This window comes from Bradyrhizobium genosp. P, from assembly GCF_049949265.1.
GTDB lineage: Bacteria > Pseudomonadota > Alphaproteobacteria > Rhizobiales > Xanthobacteraceae > Bradyrhizobium.
This window is the reverse complement of sequence record NZ_CP188195.1, coordinates 5,243,264-5,260,170: the sequence shown is the minus strand read 5'-3', so window position 1 is coordinate 5,260,170 and position 16,907 is coordinate 5,243,264. Positions and strand designations below refer to the sequence as shown.

Genomic DNA, 16,907 nt, shown 5'->3' with positions numbered 1-16,907 from the left:
ATCATGCGCTAGCTATCCTGCAAATCTGTGGCGATTTTTGATAGCCAGCGCCTGATCACGCGTTCCGCCCTGGGCGTGAGGCTGGCGGCCAGCCGCCGCTCCAGCGTCTTGGCATGGCGGCGGCATTGGTCGAGCAGCCGCCTTCCACGCCGGGTCAGCGTCCACTGCAGCGCCCGGCCGTGGACCGGGTGCGGCGTCTTGCGGATCGCGCCGTCGCGCTCGAGGTTGCGGATGATCACGCCGACGGTCTGCGGCGTCAGGATCGAAACCCGCGCCAGATCGGCACCGGACAGCCCTGGATAGGCCTTCAGCATGGTGAGGACGACGAATTGCGGCGTGGTGACGCCGAGGCGCGCGAGCGCGCGTTCCATCGAGAGCCGCGAGGCGGCCTGGGCCTGGCGGAGCAGATAGCCGAGGTAGCCCTGCTCGCCGCGTTTGCCCTCGCCGGGCGGCGGCGGGACGGCGAGGGCGCGATCTACCGCGACCGCTTTTCGACCGGCCGCGGGCTTTTTTCGGGTCCGGCGCTTCGCGGGCTTTTTTCCGGCGGCGCCGGATTTTCCGTGTTTTCGCATTTCGGCCATGCCGCCTGATCTCACCTTCTTCGATCGCCTGGTCTTGCTGACCATATCAGTACTCTTATAAGATATCAGTGTTCTGATAATATGAGGCCAACCCGATGTCACACGCTCGCAAGGAATACGCCGATTTCGAGAAGCTCGCGCCTGATGTGTTCGCCGCCGTGCGTTCACTCGGGCAATTCGCGGCGAAGGCCGGCCTCGACAAGCAACTGATCGAGCTGGTCAAGATACGCGCCTCGCAGATCAACGGCTGCGCCTTTTGCGTGCAGTATCACATCCTGCAGAGCGAGAGCCTCGGCATTGCCGCGGACAAGCTCAACCTCGTGGTGGTGTGGCGCGAGGCGCCGCAGTTTTCGGCGCGCGAGCGAGCAGCGCTGGCCTGGACCGAAGCGCTGACGTTGCTTCCGAACGGCGTCAGCGACGAGGTCTATGCGCAGGCAACCGCGGAATTCTCCGAGCAGGAGCTGACTTATCTCACCTCGGCGATCGCCTCGATCAATGTCTGGAACCGGTTCGGCGCCGCCTATCGCTGGACGCCGCCGGCGCGTAAGCATGCGGCAAATGCGGCCGCGTCTTGAGAGGCGGATTTGAACAACAACAGGGAGAACAACCGATGACGTCGATAGCTGCGACACTGTCTCTTCCATTGGTCCGGCCGCCGCGGCCGGTCTCGCTCGCAATCGTTGCGGGGCTCGCTTGCGCTTTTGCGATCGGCAAGGCGTTGCCGATCTCGATGGACGCGATCTCCTCGGCCATCGTGCCGCTCTGCGCCGCTGCGAACGCGGAGGGATCGGCACTCAACAAGGTCGAAATCATCACCTCGCACGCGTTGCCGAATGTGCCCGGCAAGCGCGTCACGGTGGTCCGCGTGTCGTACGGACCCGGCGGCTTCACGCCGCCGCATCGCCACGCCGGTTCGGTGACGGCCTACATCACCAAGGGCGAAATCCGCTCCCAGCTCGGCGGCGGGCCGGTCGAGACCTTCACCGTCGGTCAGTCCTTCTTCGAGCCGCCGGGTTCTACCCACGTCGTCTCGGCCAATGCCAGCAGCACCGAGCCGGCGGAACTGATCGCGGTGTTCGTGGCGGACGAGGGCGCGCAGCTGACCACGATGCTCGAATAGCTGAGCCGGCGGTTTACCTCATCCCGAGATCTCCTCAAGCTCACGATCGAGCGTGCGCGGGCCCCATACCGAGATGGCGATGACCACGACGACCATGGCGCCCGCGATCAATCCGAAGACGCCCTTGGTGCCCGCGGTTTGCAGGAAGAAGCCGATGATGAAGCTCGCAAAGATCGCGCTGAGCCGGCTCAGGGAGTAGGTGAAGCCTACGGCGCGCGCCCGTATCCGCGCCGGGAACAGCTCGGCCTGATAATTGTGGAACGAGTAGGACAGGATGTTGTTCGACAGCGTGATCAGCACGCCGAACAGGATCAGCAGCGGCATCGCGCTTTGAAACGAGAACATTATTCCGAAGATGCCGATGCAGCAGGCGGCGGCGACCAGCTGCCACTTCCGCTCGAACTTGTCGGCGAAGCTCATCGCAAGCCACGGACCGAATGGGTTGGCGATCGCGATGATGAATGAATAGAGCAGGCTTGCGCTGACATTGACGCCGGTCTGTTGCGCGATCAGCGTCGGCACCCAGGCCGCGAAGCCATAGAAACCGAAGGTCTGGAAGAACTGGAAGACCATCAGCATGAAGGTGCGGCCGCGGTAGCGTGATTCAAAGATTTCGGCAAAGCGTCCCAGCGGCTCGGCTTTCTCCACGGCATGGCTTCCCGGCGTCGCCAGTGCCGCGCCATTGAGATCGCGTCGGACTTTCGCCTCGATCGCGGTGGTGACCGCGTCAGCCTCGTCGAGCCGTCCCTGATTGATGAGCCAGCGCGGGCTCTCCGGGACCGAGCGGCGGATGAACCAGACAAACAGGGCGCCGGTTGAGCCAATCAAGACCACCCACCGCCAACCGTCGATGCCGAACGGGCTGATCGGCACCAGTTTGTAGGCAATGAAGGCCACGATCGGCACCACCGCGAACATGACGCCCTGATTGAAGGCGAAGGCGCGGCCGCGCATCGATTTGGGCACAAGTTCCGACACGTAAGTATCGATCGTGACCAGTTCCACGCCGATGCCGATGCCGGCAATCAGCCGCCACAGGCTGACGCCAAGACCTGTATCCTGGAACGCCATCACGAATGTCGCCGCGCTGTACCACAGCATCGAATAGGTGAAGATCGTCCGGCGTCCGTATCTGTCCGCGGCATAGCCGAACGCACAGGTGCCGATGAACAGGCCGGTGAAGGTCGCGGCGACAAACAGTGCCGGTCCGGCGAAGATGCTGATGGACACGTCCTTGAGCAATCCTGCCTTCATCAGACCGGGGACGACATAAGCGGTCATGAACAGATCGTAGAGTTCGAACATGCCGCCGAGCGAGAGCAGCGTGATCAACGTCCAGACATGTCGCGTGCCCGGGAGCCGATCCAGGCGGGCGAGGATATCCGCGGCGCGCCCTTGAGCGGGCTGGTCGATTGTCGTCATTGGGCCTCCCGTATTTTTTTATAGGTGAGGGACACAGGGTACGCGCGCACCGTCATCGGGGCGACTCATCACATCGGAGGAAACGGAATTGCGGCAGTGCACCCGGTGCGGTGGTCCGCTTTGGGGTTCGTTCGGAAAATCGCCACCATTCGTCCCGAGCATTGGGAGCTTCGGTATCCGACAGCAGTGGAGCATCGAGGCCATGCGCACCATCACGCTTGAAGAACATTTCGCCACGCCGGGCTTCCTCGATGGCCCGGGCCGCGACCTCTTACGCCTCGATGGCCAAGGCACGCGCGTTCCTGGACCAGATTCCGGTCTCCGCCGTTGACCGTGCACGGATCGCGCATGGCAATGCGGAGAGTTTGTTCAGGCTTTGAGGATCCGACGATCCCAAGACGTGTGATGCGCGCTAATTGCCGCCACCCTCCTGGGTGTCGAGATGGCGCAGCACGTCCTCGGGCAGGGCATGGGCCACGGCGGCTGCGGGGCCGGGCTCCGGCCCGATCTCGCGGCCGCGGCCGCGGATCAGCCGCTCATAGGCCGACACCAGCGTGGTGTAGGGATTGACCCACAGCCAGCCGTCGCGCGTGAACAGCTGCACGTCGAAATGCAGGTGCCGCGACGTGCCGTTGGGGTGATCGAGATAATTCGAGACCACGCCGATCTTCTCGCCCTCGGCGACACGGCGTCCGTTGAGCAGGCCGTCGGCGTCCATCGCAGACGGGTTCATGTGCATGTAGCGGAAGCGGATATGCTCGGTGCTTGTGTTGACCTGCAACGCAGCGGCCTGCTGCTGCGGCGAGCGGATCACGATGCCGTCGCGCACCGCGACGACCGCCTGCTGCCTCGGACCGCAGCCATCCTTGCTGTCCGCCGGACAGGCGCCGGGTTTGATATCCTGGCCCTGATGGCCGTAGCCGCTGGCGCATTGTCCGACCTCAAAACTGCGCGCCTCGCAGAAATTGTCCTGCCAGGGATAGCTGTCGGCAGGCCCGTCCGACTTGCGCTTGGCGAACGACTGCGAGTGCGCGAAGGCCGGCACCTTCTCGAGCGGAAAGCGGATCTGCGAATAGGCGGTGAAATCGGCGTGGCCGCCCTGCTTGCGCCCGCCACTGTTGGCGATGATGTCGCCGCTCGGGTGATAGGTGAAATCGGGCGACAGCGCCGCGGGCCGTTCGGCGATATCGGAAGCGATGTCGCTGCGCGGCCGCGACGGCTGTCCGCCGTCGATCCGCAATGCCTTCAGGAAGCGTTCGGCGACGGGATAAGCCTCGCGGCAGGCCAGCCGCTTCGGGCGCGGGGTGCTGTCGAGGCACTGGATCGACACGACATAGGGAATGCCGAAGCGGGTGAAGGCATAGCGGACATAGCCTTCCCGGATGAAGCGCCGCATGTCGGGGAATTGGGTGGCCAGCGTCTTGACCGGTTCGCCCTTGCCGCCAAGCCGGTCGGCCAGATCGTAGACCAGGATCGAGCCTGAGATTGACACCTCGACCGGCTTTGCAAAGATCCGCGGCGGCATGCCGTCGCCGGCGCCCGGTTCGAGCGAGAACACGGCGTCATAGCCGGACGCGCCGGCACTGAAGAAATCGGCGGGGCGAAAGTCGGCCTGATAGCGCTGCAACGACAGACTGTCCGGCGCACCTCCGCGTCGGGCATCGAGATAGCTTGCGGTGTCGAACGGCAGCAGCACCGGAATGGGGCTTCGCGCGATGCCGGGGAAGATCGCTGACGTCACCGCGCTCAACTGCACCAAAGCGGGCGTCGAACGTGGATCGGAGGCCGGGACGCGGCGCTGGCCGGCGAACGTGAAGTTTTGGGCGATGTCCGGCTGGGCGTTGATCTCCAGCCGTAGCTGGTCGAGCACGGCGCGCCATTCGACCCGCATGGCCGAGATCGACGGCGTCCTGAACTCGTCGGCAAAAGCGCCGGGCAGGGGCAAGAGCAGGGCTGCCAGCCAGCAACTGACGAAGCTGACAACCTTCCTGTTCAATGCAGCCCCCGGCCCATCCCCAAATCACCAGGGAGATTGCGCTCAATCCTTGGCGCGTTCAACGTAGGAACCATCCTCGGTCATGACAACGATGCGGGTGCCGGCGGCAACATGCGGCGGCACGCCGGTGCGCACGCCATTGGAGAGGATCGCGGGCTTGTAGGAGGAGGAGGCGGTCTGGCCCTTTGTCACCGGCTCGGTCTCCTTCACTTCCAGCGTCACGCGCTGGGGCAACTGGATCGAGACCGGATTGCCGTCGTGCATCGACAGCTTCACGGTCATGTTTTCCTGCAGATAGGGCGCCGACGTTCCGACGATCTCCTTGGAGACCTGGACCTGGTCGTAATTCTCGGCGTTCATGAAGTGGAAGCCGTCGCCGTCTTCGTAGAGGTAATTGTAATTGTGGTCCTCGACGGTGGCCTTCTCGACCTGATCGGTGGTCTTGTAGCGCTCCGAGACTTTCACCCCGTCGCCGATGCGGCGCATTTCGATCTGGCTGACCGGGGTGCCCTTGCCCGGGTGAATGTTTTCGGCGGACAAGACCACATAGAGCTTGCCGTCCTGCTCGATGATATTGCCCTTGCGGATAGAGCTGGCGATGACTTTCAAAGGTGTTTTCCTGAATTTGACGGCCGGGGATGCAAACCGGATGGCAGCCCCTCGGCCATAGCGGCGATTTCGGGCTGCAACATACTGATTTGTCCCTGAGATGCCAGCCTTTTGCGGCTAATTTCGGCAGGTTGCCAACCGTTCCGGTCGGCCCGATCCGTGCCTATCTGCACCCGACGTCCGCACGAGATGCGCGGACCGCCGGCGAGGTTCAGCCGGTCGCGCGCATGGACAAGGCGGGCGTCTTTCGACATGAAGGGACGAATTCCAGCGCGTTCCCACGAGATGTCAGACTATGGCAGCCATCAATCGGCTGAATTTCAATGGCTTGCACTTGTTTCTTAAACAGGATGGCGGGTTTGTTGATGTCGATTCCAAAGGACCGGAGGCTACGCGGTCATGACTGGGCAAAGCCATTCCTCTCCCTGGTGGACGCCGGCGCGCTATGCCGACCGCAAACCGTTCCTGCTGGCGCGACGCGCGATCACGAAGGCGCTCAGGGCCTGGTTCGAGGAGCAGGGTTTTGCCGAAGTCGAGACCGGAATCCTCCAGGTCTCGCCGGGCAACGAGACGCATCTTCATGCTCTCCGCACGGACCTGATCCAGGCCGACGGCTCACATGCGACGCGCTATCTGCGCACCTCGCCGGAGTTCGCCTGCAAGAAGCTGCTCGCGGCCGGTGAGCCGAAGATCTACGAGTTCGCCCGGGTGTTCCGCGACCGCGAGCGCGGCGATCTGCATTTGCCCGAATTCACCATGCTGGAATGGTACCGCGCCAATGCGGGCTATGACGTCATCATGGCCGACACCATCGTCGTGATCGCCCACGCCGCGCAGGCGACCGGGATCGGGCGGTTCTCATTCCGCGGCAGGACGGCCGATCCGTTCGCCGAGCCGGAGCTGGTGACGGTGGCCGCGGCCTTCCAGCGCTTTGCCGGCATCGACCTGCTGGCCACAATCGCCGGCGATGAGGGCGATCGCGCGGCGCTGGCGTCGGCCGCGGGCGGGCGGGTGCGGATCGCCGATGACGACACCTGGTCGGATATCTTCAGCAAGGTGCTGGTCGAGCATGTCGAGCCCAATCTGGGACAGGGCCGCCTGACGGTGCTGTTCGAATATCCGTCGCCGGAAGCGGCGCTGGCGCGCACCAAGGCTGGCGATCCGCGGGTGGCGGAGCGCTTCGAGGTCTATGCCTGCGGCGTCGAGCTCGCCAATGGCTTTGGCGAGTTGACCGACGCCGCCGAGCAGCGCCATCGTTTCACCGCTGATATGGATGAGAAGGCCCGCCGTTACGGCGAGCGCTATCCGATCGACGAGGATTTCCTCGCCGCGGTCGGCCAGATGCCGGAGGCGAGCGGCGTTGCGCTCGGTTTCGACCGGCTGGTGATGCTGGCAAGCGGCGCGCCCCGGATTGATCAGGTGGTCTGGACACCGCCTGCAGGAGAGACATGAACAGGATCGATCCCAAACTGGCAGCGACGCTGCGCCAGCCGCGCGAGTTGGTCGAAGCCGGTCTTGCGCCGGCCTCGGCGCTGGCCGAGCTGGAGAAAGTGGCGGCGCGCTACGCGGTCGCGGTGACGCCGGAGCTTGTCGCGCTGATAGATGCGGCCGATCCAGACGATCCAATCGCGCGGCAGTTCGTGCCGAGCGCCGAAGAGCTTGTTGAGCAGCCCGGCGAGATGGCCGACCCGATCGGCGACGACGCGCATTCGCCGGTGCCGGGGATCGTGCATCGCTATCCCGACCGGGTGCTGTTCAAGCTCGTCCATGTCTGCGCGGTGTATTGCCGGTTCTGCTTCCGCCGCGAAATGGTCGGTCCGGGCAAGGCCACGGCCCTGTCGGAGGACGCCTATCGCGCGGCGCTGGACTACATCCGCGCGCGCCCCGAGGTCTGGGAAGTCATCCTGACCGGCGGCGATCCCTTGATGCTGTCACCGCGAAGACTGTTGGAGATCATGTCCGACCTCGCCGCGATCGAGCATGTGAAGATCATCCGCATCCATACAAGGGTGCCTATCGCTGATCCGCAGCGCATCAATGCCGACATGATCGCGGCGCTGCGCTGCGACGGCGCGACGACCTGGATCGCGATCCACGCCAACCACCCGCGCGAACTGTCCGGGACGGCTCGCGCAGCCTGCGCGCGCCTCGCGGACGCCGGGATACCCCTGGTCAGCCAGTCCGTGCTGCTCCGCGGGGTCAATGATGACTCCGCCACGCTGGTAGCCTTGATGCGGGCGTTCGTCGAGTGCCGGATCAAGCCCTATTACCTGCATCACGGCGATCTCGCGCCGGGCACCGCGCATCTGCGTACCACGATCGAAGCCGGGCAGGCGTTGATGCGCGCCCTGCGCGGGCGCGTCTCGGGCCTGTGCCAGCCGGATTATGTGCTCGACATTCCGGGCGGCCATGGCAAGGCGCCGATCGGGCCGACCTATTTGTCACAGCCGATTTCCCGCGAACGTGAAGATATCGTGGAACGGCCGTATCGTATTGTCGATTATTGTGGTGACGTTCACGTCTATCCGCCTGAAACGTAAGCCGGGCCGTGGACGGAGGGCAAGAGCCCCGATTCTTTGTGACACTGGGTCGTCGCGGGAATCTGGCTACTTGGCGCTGCGGCGGATATACGGAAGGTGCAGGATTGCGTAGCACAGGGGCGGCGCGACCGCGCGACCATCGATGTCCCGGAACGGGCGCGATAAAAAGGGCTGAGAAGCGGAGACGCGAGATGCGGAAAACAGTTTTGTCGATGGCATTGGTGGTTGCGGTTGGGGTGCCCCAAATCCTGGTCCAACAGGCATGGGCGCAGGGCGGATCGTCCACCGCGCAGAAGGGCGGCCAGCTGCTCCCGGCGCCGGTCGGCCACCGTCAGCCGCGGGCCGACGAGGTGCCGAGCGAAAAGAATCTGAGCAATCCGAACGACGCGGCGAACAAGGAAGACGCCGCGCTCGACAAGAAGATCAAGAGCATCTGCCGCGGCTGCTGAGCGGTGGCAGATGGCAGGCGGAGCGCGACATCCCGCGCCCCGCTGCTTGCGCTCAATCCAATGCTCAATCCATCTTGCCGCGTCAGGCTGTGAGTTCCTTCAGGCCGCCACCTCGCGCGCTTCGCCTGGCGTCCACGGCGTCCGCTAGCTGATTCAGCACCGCAACCGTCGTATCCCAGTCGATGCAGCCGTCGGTGATGCTCTGGCCATAGGTCAGCGGCGTATCAGGCACGACGTCCTGGCGACCGGCGACCAGATTGCTCTCGATCATCGCCCCGACGATGCGCGCTTCGCCGCCCGCGATTTGGCGAGCGATGTCGGCGGCCACCAGCGGCTGGTTCTCCGGCTTCTTGCTTGAGTTGGCGTGGCTGGTATCGATCATCAGGCGCGCTGCGACGCCGGCGCGGCCGAGCTCGCCCGAGGCCGCTTCGACGCTTGCGGCATCATAGTTCGGCGTACGGCCGCCGCGCAGGATGACGTGGCAGTCCTCGTTGCCGCTGGTTGCGGCAATCGCCGATCGGCCGCCCTTGGTGACCGCCATGAAATGGTGCGGGTGGGACGCCGACTTCACCGCGTCCGCCGCGATCCGCACGTCGCCGTCGGTGCCGTTCTTGAAGCCGACCGGGCAGGACAATCCCGACGCCAGCTCGCGATGGATCTGGCTCTCGGTGGTGCGTGCACCGATCGCCGCCCACGAGACGAGATCGGCGATATATTGCGGCGTGGTCATGTCGAGGAATTCGGTGCCGGCCGGCAGGCCGAGATTATTCACCGCCGACAGCACGCTGCGGGCCAGGCGCAGTCCCTTGTTGATGTCGAAGCTGCCGTCGAGATCGGGATCGTTGATCAGGCCTTTCCAGCCGACGGTGGTGCGCGGCTTCTCGAAATAGACGCGCATCACGATCTCGAGCCGGTCGGCGAGCTGCTCGCGCAAGGCGACGAGGCGCTCGGCGTAGTCGACGGCCGCGGCGGGGTCGTGGATCGAGCAGGGGCCGACGACGACCAGGAGGCGGTCATCGGTTCCGTGCAGGATCGCGTGGATGGCGTTGCGGGCGCCCATCACGATCCGAGTCGCCGTCAGGGTGCGCGGGACCTCCCGCATCACCTCTTCGGGCGTACTCAGCTCTTTCAGTTCCTTGATCCGAAGATCGTCTGTTGTGCTCAACACGGCTGGCTCCTCTTGGGATTGGGACCTGCCGGCACAAAAAAAGCCGCCAGGTCTGGCGGCTTGGTTCGGATGTATGCTGCAATTCTTTAGATTGAGCGTGATCCTCCTGCCGCCAGCGAGCTGTCGTAGCTAAAGTACCAATAGTAGCTGGTGGCGACGGTGATCATGGGGCGGCTCTATAGCGTACGGATTTTGGCTTGTCACCCAAAATCCGACTGCGCCGAATCCATCTGGTCATGAGGTGCTGCGCGCCGCGAGCGCCATGCCGATCAGGGTGGCGCCGCCGAACATCAGATTGAGGCCGACCAGCAGACCGAGCGCCCATTCCGCCGAGCCCGGCAGGCCGGCGATGATGAAGAACGCGATCAGGATATCCATCAGGCCGGCGATCAGCAGCCACGACCAGCGCCCGGACAATTCGCGGCGATGCTCCAGCGCGTACATGATGGTGGCGACGCCCTCGGCGACGAAATAGGCGCCGACCACGATGGTCAGCGTCAGCACGCCCTGGACGGGTCGCGCCAACAGCACCAGGCCGGCGAGGACGGCAAGGGCGGCCGAGATCAGCGACCACCAGAAACCTGGCATGTTGCGCGCCCAGAACGTCACGATCAGCCCGCCGATGCCAGAGATCAGGAACATCCAGCCGAGGACGATGGTGATGGCGAGGCTCGCCAGCGGCGGTACGATAACTGCCGCGATGCCGAGGATCACCAGCAGGATGCCCTCGAACAGGAAGGCCTTCCAGTGCTGCTTGACCGCGGCGCTCAACTCCGACTTCAGCTTGTCGAGGTCGTTGGAAAGGGTCATCGCGGTTCTCCCGGTACCTGAGCGCAATATCTATCCTAGAGCCGCTTCCGTTCCGATGGAATTGGAACGGGGCTCTAGATTTTAGTTTTGACGCGTTTTCTTCACGCGAACCGGTATCCACTTCGCTTGAAAACGCTTTAGCTCTGACCCGGTGCCGACGAAAAGCCGTGGGGCGCCGTGCGCATCCGGTTGCGGCCGAGAAAGTAGACCGCAGTGGTTGCGATCAGCAGCGCAAGACCGATCAGGATCGACGTAAAGCCGATCGGGACCAGGATGAACGAGGCATTGCGCTCGGGATTGACGTACCAGTGATGGAGCGAGGTGAGCAGGAAGGCGACACCGGCAAAGCCTGCGCCGCCGCCGATCAGCAGCAGCGCCCACATTCGCCGCAACTGGCTGAGCCGCTCGCGCGCCAGCACGGTGCGCGGCGCGTGATGCCTGCCGACCCGCCGTACCAGCCTTATGGCAAAGCCGATCGAGGAGAAGCCGATCAGCACACTCGCCGACCCCAGCAGCAGCCGTGTGGTCGAACCGAGGTCCGGATTACGCTGCAGCGTAAGGAGCGGAAAATCGAACGCCGCGTGCAGCGCGATCGGCGCGAACAGCACGAGCGCCCAGCTCGAGATACGCGCCCAGTCGCGGTTATGCCGGTGCGCGCCGAGCGCACCACCAGAGCGCGCGATCGCAAGATAGGCGCCGGCGATGACGCCGAGTGAACCATGAAAGGGTACGGTCAGGACGCTGCGCAACGCAGCGAGCGCGCGCCACATGTCCTTGTGCTGGACGAGATAGGCGAGGTTCTCATAGGCGGCAAAGCCAAGTCCGGCGGCTGCGCCATAGACCACCGTATCCATCGGGTCGGCGAAGGCACGGCGCCGCGTCGAGATCGCGACGATGACGAGGACCTTGACGATCTCTTCAGGCGCCGCGACCCCGAACAGGGCGCGAACCGCCTGCGTCATCCAGGGATTGCCGGGAATCGCGAGCAGCGCGTTGAACGGCACCCGCGCCAGACCCAGCAATGAAATACTGGCGGCGCCGAGCACGAAGGCGAGCCACACCTGCGCGGGTGGCCCGGGGCGCTCGTCGGCAGCAATTACGAGCCAGAGCACCAGCAACGCAGGTGCGATGGCGGCAACGCCAATCACAGTCGGAAGTGACCCAAGCAACCACATAAACGAAATCTGACCTCGCTTTGGACGAAAATGGCCATAAATCCAGCGCTTTGCAAGACGGTCCGTCGCGGTGGACCTGTATTCGGAACTCACGTTTTGCTGTGGTCGGCTAAAGCGCGATGATCAAGCGGCACGATAGACGGCGTGGTAGATGTGCTTTGCTGATTAAACGGGAGGCGTTGCCGGGTGCTGTTACGTGGAGCGGAGACTCATGCGCGGTCGATTCTCAAGGCCGTGAGCTGGCGGACGTTGGGAACCCTCGACACTTTTGCGATCAGTTGGTTCATGACCGGCAAGGTCGCGATCGCAGGCTCGATCGCCGGGCTCGAAATCGTCACCAAGATCGCCTGGTATTACGCGCATGAGCGCGTCTGGGCGGTGGTTCCGTTTGGACGACGCGCCTGAGATTTGAGATCAGCGATCAGCGCGGCGCAGCGGCCCCTTGCGCTAGCAAGCGGCGGCAGGTTTCGACAAAGACCTGGGCGCCCGTGACGATGTCGGCGTCGTCGGTGTTTTCGCTCCAGTGATGGCTGATTCCACCGATCGACGGCACGAACAGCATGGCTGCCGGCATGATGGTGGCAAGGACCTGGGCGTCGTGCCCGGCGCCGCTGGGCATTCGCACCGATTTGCCGCCGGCAAAGCCTGAGCTCGCGGCCTCGATCGCATCCTGGAACGCGGCATTCATCATCGCGGGAACACCGGTTCTGATACGCTCGACCTCGACGCCGCAGCGGCCCAATGCCGTGACGTCGGCCGCCATCCGGTGCAGATGCGCCTCGAGCCGCGCGACCACATCGGGATCATCGTCGCGGATCTGGAACAGCATCTCGGCGCCCCCCGGAATGATGCTCGGCGCGCCGGGGTCCAGCGTGATGCGGCCCGTGGTCCACACCGTGCGCGGTCCGCACAGGGCAGGGAAGCTGTCGTCGATCGCGACGCAGAATCTCGCGAGCGCGAGACCCGCGTCCTTGCGGATTGCCATCCGCGTGGTGCCGGCGTGGTTCTGCTCGCCGGTGAATGCGATGCGGTATTGCCAGATTCCGACGATCGAGGTCACGACGCCGATCTTGAGGCCGCTGCTCTCGAGCGCCTCGCCCTGCTCGATATGGGCCTCGACATAGCCGAGGTGGCGTCCCGGCTCGACCTGCAGGCGTGGGCGGCCGGCTAACCCGGTTTCATGCAGCGCCTGCCGCATCGTGCGATCGCTGCTGCGGTCGCGCGCGGCATCGATGTCGGCTTCGCTCACCGCACCAACATAGGAGCGGCTGCCGAGGAAGTGGCCGAAATGCCCTTCCTCGTCGCACCAAGCCGCCACCTCGATCGCGCCGTTCACACTAGGATCGGAGTTGAGCACGCGCGCGGCTTCTAGCGCATAGATGACGCCAAGCGGGCCATCGAGCCAGCCCGCATGGTTCTGGCTTTCGAGATGCGAGCCCGCGAGCAGCTTCGGTCCGGCCTTTGCACTGCTGCCGAGGACGTTGCCGATCCCGTCGATCGTCGCGATCAGACCTGCGTCGGGGAGCCGCTGCGCGAGCCAGTCGAGCGAGCCGATGTGGGCGTCCGAAAATGTCGGCTTGTGCACACCGGTCTTGTAGGCGCCGAAGGCCCGCAGCGCGTTGAGGTCTGCGAGCACACGCCTGCCATCGAAGCGACCGTTGGTGTCAGACATGATCGGGCTCCTGTTTCGCCGCTTGTGCCCCGATACCGTCTTTACCGGATGCGGCGATCGGTCAACAGGGCAAACGATTTCTTAGCGGTTCTGCTTTTAGGTCTCAGCATCAGTAGCGTGAGAGTGTGAACATGTCTTCGTTCGGGAACTGGGCGGGCAAGGCCGCGGTCCTGCTTCTGCCGATCTCGCTTGGTGCCTGTGCGCAATACGCGCAGTACGGAATGATGGGCACCGCGGCGCCGACCGCGCCGGGGCCGCTGGCCTGGGACGGCGCCGGACGGGATCCCGACCTTCCGCCGCCGCAACGGCATGCGCGGAACGCCTCGCCGGCTGTCGCGCAATCGACGGATAGCCAGCAGCCGCGGACCGCTGACGACGACGCTCAACTGGCACGGAAACTCGTGATCTGCAGCACCTGCCTCAAGCCGGCCGCGCAGCCGAGCGACCGCCAGGAAGTGGCCAGCGTCGCCAATCATTAGCGGGTTATCGCACCTCGCCCGGCGCGAGATCGCCCCTCACGCAGGGGGACTTGGCGCAGAGGGATTTGGCGAAACGATCGCATTGGCATCGGTCGCCTGATCGCGCGGTGTTATCCACCAGAGCAATATCAACAGCGCCAATCCGTTCGACAGGAACGTGGTCGATAGCGGCACGTTCAACAGCGTGTGTGGGACGATCGCGCCGGAAATCAGGACGAAGCGCACAGGCAGCCCTGCGGCAACCTTGTTGCCGACCCCGATGAGCAGCCCGCAGACCAACGCGGACAGCGGCATCCATAGCGGTCCAACCGACGCAACGCCCTCCGTCGCGAACAGCGACGCATTCATGCTGCCGATGTGATACTCGTTTGCCATCAGGGCGCCGAGCTGGTCGGAGTAGGGGCACGTCATCAGGGGTTTCAGGAACGACACCTGACAGAAATAGGTGTGCGGATGATGCTGGAAGAAATCGAAATAGTGATCGAGTGAAATCGCCGGTATCGCCAGCAACCGGAAATCCATGACACCAAACACGATCTGGCGGAACGAGTTGATGTCTTGCTTGGCGCTGCCGCCGATCGCTGCGAGCCCGATCATCAGCGGTACCATGAGAGACAGAATCACGACGATCCGTGCCTCAAACCGCAACGACACCGCCGCGACAAAGACGACGAATGGCGCGGTGAGGATCGCGGTTTTGGTGAACGTCACCGGATAGTATGCGAGCGACACGACGCAAAGTGCCGCCACGATCCACTTCCGGTCGCGCATGAAGGCGCAGGCCAGCGCAAACGGAATCAAGGCGCCGTTGATATTGCCTATCGCATATTCAGCAGCGCGCGGGCGGGCGATCATGGCCCTGTATTTCTCCATTTCGTCGAAGCCGATGATGTGGAAGTTGTCAAGCGCGCACCAAATCAACACGATGACCGAAATTGCGAGAATGACGTCGGGGGCTCGATTCAAAACCCCGGCCGAGAGCTCTGGCCGGATGATATCCCCGCGGACCATCAAAGTAGGCAGAAGAAACAGCACGATCGAAATCGCTGATGCGATGAGGGCCTGATGGTGATCGTAGTCGAGCAGGCTGAAGGCATTGAGCCAGAAGTAGCCCGCCATCATCACAAAGAGATAGAAGCCGACCAGATAGCCGAAGCTGAAGCGGGCGAAAACGAACGCAGCTCCGATTGCGATGGTCAGGCAAACCGGCACGACGGCGAGCGCGAGCCACCGATCGCTGAAGCCGACGTGGAATAGCGGCTGGATCCACGAGACCTTGTAGAAGGAAAAAAACAACAGTCCGAAGAAGGCGAGCAGGAGGACGGCCCGCGTCAACGTTTCGACCTGGGGTCGCTTCGAATCGAGCGGCGTACGCTCGGGCAAGGAGATCGGGTCTTCGAGTTGGCGGGACCAGCTGTTGAGGTTGCTACGCCGCGGCACGGTGTTGGTTGCGCTCTTCATCGGTGCTCAGGATCGCCGGCATGGCCTTTTCATAGGCGGGTGCAACCACGCTACCCCTTGTCGATGGTCGTCAATGTCGTTCATTATGAGGAAGTCGCAGGTCAGGTGAGGGGCGGGTTGAGGTGGGAGCCGCGGGTCGGATCCGCGAATCGGGAACATCCAGAGCAGATTTTTACGGTGTTCCGGGCGGGACCGCACCTTAACAATTGTGAACTGTTGGCGCATCCCGCAATAATCCGTACCGATTCATTTGCTATCGCAAGCCATTGAAAAATCGGGGCAAACTTGGGGATGGCCTATCGCGGTGGTGCTCCCCGATTGGACAGTGCGCTCGACATGTCCGAAAGTGCCGAGAGGTAGACCTTGGCGAGGGTTTAGCTATTCGTGGCGGCCAGAGACGCGACTGCTCGAACTGGCGATCGAGTTTCTGGTCGATTGCGTCGAAGCGCTGATCGCTTGTTGGGAATTCCCGATCGATCCCCGCCAGGCGCCGATCGCAGGATCGGAGGCTGGGCCGTCTCTTCGTTCCTGGTCGAATTTATTCAGTCCTGCGGAGGTAGCCGCCTCTCGTCTTCACCGGGGTTGTTGCAGTCCTGGCAGGCCGATCCGCTCCACGCCTGACGCGCCTGATCCGGCTTGACCACCCAATAACTGCGGCCGTTGGTTTCCGGGTCACTATTATTGCTCGACGAGAATACGAACATCGACGTTTCACCGCTCCTCCAATGCGAAAAGCGACCAAGGCCAAGGTCGCTGATCGTGGAATGTGGCGTGCTGTGAGCCGGTCCGAGCAGCTTGCCGTCCTCATAGATGAGGACGGGCGAGCTTGAATCGAATTGTCCGGCAACATCTGCGACGTCCGAAAACCATAGATCCTTGGCTATGACGGCAACATGCGATTTTCCGAGGTGATTGAACGGTCGAACGAGATGATACTTTTCTCCCGGCACGTTCGGCTCGATTCCGGAATCCCGTGCTGGCGGTTTCACCGCCCAATAACTGCGGCCGTTGGTGCGCGGGTCGGTGTTATCGCTGGAGGAGAACACAAAAACGGAATAATTGCCTTTCCAGTGGGAAAAGCGACCGAGGCCGATCGCGCTGATGTCGGAATGGGGCGTGGTGTGAGCGGGGCCGAGCGGTTTGTCATCCTCGTAGAGGATGATAGGCGAGTTGTCCTGTTCCCTGCCCGCGTCAGCAAGATCGCCGAACCATGGATCGACGCTTGTCATCGCAAACGCGGAATTGAACGGGATAAACGGTCGCATCAGTGCATGTCGCTCCCCACGAGCATCGGGCACCACGAGCCGAGGGGCCTGTCTGAGTGACAGCCAGGTCGCCAAGGCAAAGTAAATTGGCACTGCGCAGGCAAACACTAGCCAATATTTCCGCTGCATCGTCTGCGGCCCAGCTAGCTGCTTTTGTCGA

General features: G+C 63.4%; 17 protein-coding genes. 7 read left to right on the top strand and 10 right to left on the bottom strand.

Features of this window, described 5'->3' with window-relative positions; translation table 11 throughout:
- Positions 1–8: 8 nt before the first annotated feature.
- Complete coding sequence (locus tag ACP2YO_RS25590; protein ID WP_426443314.1) at positions 9–572, bottom strand: MarR family winged helix-turn-helix transcriptional regulator; 564 nt, start codon at positions 570–572, stop codon at positions 9–11.
- A gap of 104 nt (positions 573–676) precedes the next feature.
- Here ACP2YO_RS25590 and ACP2YO_RS25585 point away from each other — a divergent pair, with 104 nt between their 5' ends.
- Both ACP2YO_RS25585 and ACP2YO_RS25580 read left to right on the top strand, forming a co-directional pair.
- A complete protein-coding gene (locus ACP2YO_RS25585; RefSeq protein ID WP_426433948.1) occupies positions 677–1,156 on the top strand; it encodes a carboxymuconolactone decarboxylase family protein in 480 nt (159 codons plus the stop codon).
- Positions 1,157–1,191: 35 nt separating this feature from the next.
- The gene (locus ACP2YO_RS25580; RefSeq protein WP_426433947.1) at positions 1,192–1,701 is read left to right on the top strand and encodes a cupin domain-containing protein; all 510 of its coding nucleotides are present in this window, start codon (positions 1,192–1,194) and stop codon (positions 1,699–1,701) included.
- Positions 1,702–1,719: 18 nt separating this feature from the next.
- On the opposite strand, the gene ACP2YO_RS25575 is transcribed toward ACP2YO_RS25580, so the two are convergent.
- The 3 genes from ACP2YO_RS25575 to efp all read right to left on the bottom strand — a co-directional run bounded on the left by ACP2YO_RS25575 (position 1,720) and on the right by efp (position 5,728).
- Complete coding sequence (locus ACP2YO_RS25575; RefSeq protein WP_426433946.1) at positions 1,720–3,123, bottom strand: MFS transporter; 1,404 nt, start codon at positions 3,121–3,123, stop codon at positions 1,720–1,722.
- Between the two features lie 412 nt (positions 3,124–3,535).
- Complete coding sequence (locus ACP2YO_RS25570; RefSeq protein WP_426433945.1) at positions 3,536–5,119, bottom strand: M23 family peptidase; 1,584 nt, start codon at positions 5,117–5,119, stop codon at positions 3,536–3,538.
- A gap of 42 nt (positions 5,120–5,161) precedes the next feature.
- Entirely contained in the window at positions 5,162–5,728 is a 567-nt protein-coding gene (gene efp, locus ACP2YO_RS25565; RefSeq protein WP_426433944.1) for an elongation factor P, read from the bottom strand.
- 399 nt (positions 5,729–6,127) lie between these two features.
- Between efp and epmA the strand changes: the two genes are divergently transcribed.
- From epmA to ACP2YO_RS25550, 3 genes are all read left to right on the top strand, one after another.
- Positions 6,128–7,180 (top strand): EF-P lysine aminoacylase EpmA, encoded by a 1,053-nt coding sequence (epmA, locus tag ACP2YO_RS25560; RefSeq protein WP_426433943.1) that lies wholly within the window; start codon positions 6,128–6,130, stop codon positions 7,178–7,180.
- Entirely contained in the window at positions 7,177–8,268 is a 1,092-nt protein-coding gene (locus tag ACP2YO_RS25555) for a lysine-2,3-aminomutase-like protein (protein WP_426433942.1), read from the top strand. The genes epmA and ACP2YO_RS25555 overlap by 4 nt, the downstream gene beginning before the upstream one ends.
- Before the next feature lie 191 nt (positions 8,269–8,459).
- Complete coding sequence (locus ACP2YO_RS25550; protein ID WP_426433941.1) at positions 8,460–8,717, top strand: hypothetical protein; 258 nt, start codon at positions 8,460–8,462, stop codon at positions 8,715–8,717.
- A gap of 82 nt (positions 8,718–8,799) precedes the next feature.
- Here ACP2YO_RS25550 and ACP2YO_RS25545 read toward each other — a convergent pair whose 3' ends face one another.
- From ACP2YO_RS25545 to ACP2YO_RS25535, 3 genes are all read right to left on the bottom strand, one after another.
- Positions 8,800–9,885, bottom strand: coding sequence for a 3-deoxy-7-phosphoheptulonate synthase (locus ACP2YO_RS25545; RefSeq protein WP_426433940.1), 1,086 nt, complete (start codon positions 9,883–9,885; stop codon positions 8,800–8,802).
- Positions 9,886–10,119: 234 nt separating this feature from the next.
- Positions 10,120–10,695 carry an HdeD family acid-resistance protein gene (locus tag ACP2YO_RS25540; RefSeq protein ID WP_426433939.1) on the bottom strand — a complete coding sequence of 192 codons (576 nt, stop codon included), beginning with the start codon at positions 10,693–10,695 and terminating at the stop codon, positions 10,120–10,122.
- A gap of 137 nt (positions 10,696–10,832) precedes the next feature.
- Positions 10,833–11,870 (bottom strand): PrsW family glutamic-type intramembrane protease, encoded by a 1,038-nt coding sequence (locus ACP2YO_RS25535; RefSeq protein ID WP_426433938.1) that lies wholly within the window; start codon positions 11,868–11,870, stop codon positions 10,833–10,835.
- A gap of 186 nt (positions 11,871–12,056) precedes the next feature.
- On the opposite strand from ACP2YO_RS25535, the gene ACP2YO_RS25530 reads away from it, so the two are divergent.
- The gene (locus ACP2YO_RS25530) at positions 12,057–12,275 is read left to right on the top strand and encodes a DUF2061 domain-containing protein (protein ID WP_426433937.1); all 219 of its coding nucleotides are present in this window, start codon (positions 12,057–12,059) and stop codon (positions 12,273–12,275) included.
- Positions 12,276–12,291: 16 nt separating this feature from the next.
- Here ACP2YO_RS25530 and ACP2YO_RS25525 read toward each other — a convergent pair whose 3' ends face one another.
- Complete coding sequence (locus ACP2YO_RS25525) at positions 12,292–13,542, bottom strand: Zn-dependent hydrolase (protein ID WP_426433936.1); 1,251 nt, start codon at positions 13,540–13,542, stop codon at positions 12,292–12,294.
- 131 nt (positions 13,543–13,673) lie between these two features.
- On the opposite strand from ACP2YO_RS25525, the gene ACP2YO_RS25520 reads away from it, so the two are divergent.
- Entirely contained in the window at positions 13,674–14,021 is a 348-nt protein-coding gene (locus ACP2YO_RS25520) for a hypothetical protein (protein WP_426433935.1), read from the top strand.
- A 36-nt stretch (positions 14,022–14,057) separates the two neighbouring features.
- Here the strand turns inward: ACP2YO_RS25520 and ACP2YO_RS25515 are convergent, their stop codons facing one another.
- Both ACP2YO_RS25515 and ACP2YO_RS25510 read right to left on the bottom strand, forming a co-directional pair.
- Positions 14,058–15,482 carry a hypothetical protein gene (locus tag ACP2YO_RS25515; protein WP_426433934.1) on the bottom strand — a complete coding sequence of 475 codons (1,425 nt, stop codon included), beginning with the start codon at positions 15,480–15,482 and terminating at the stop codon, positions 14,058–14,060.
- 542 nt (positions 15,483–16,024) lie between these two features.
- Positions 16,025–16,711 (bottom strand): hypothetical protein, encoded by a 687-nt coding sequence (locus ACP2YO_RS25510; RefSeq protein ID WP_426433933.1) that lies wholly within the window; start codon positions 16,709–16,711, stop codon positions 16,025–16,027.
- Between the last annotated feature and the right edge of the window lie 196 nt (positions 16,712–16,907).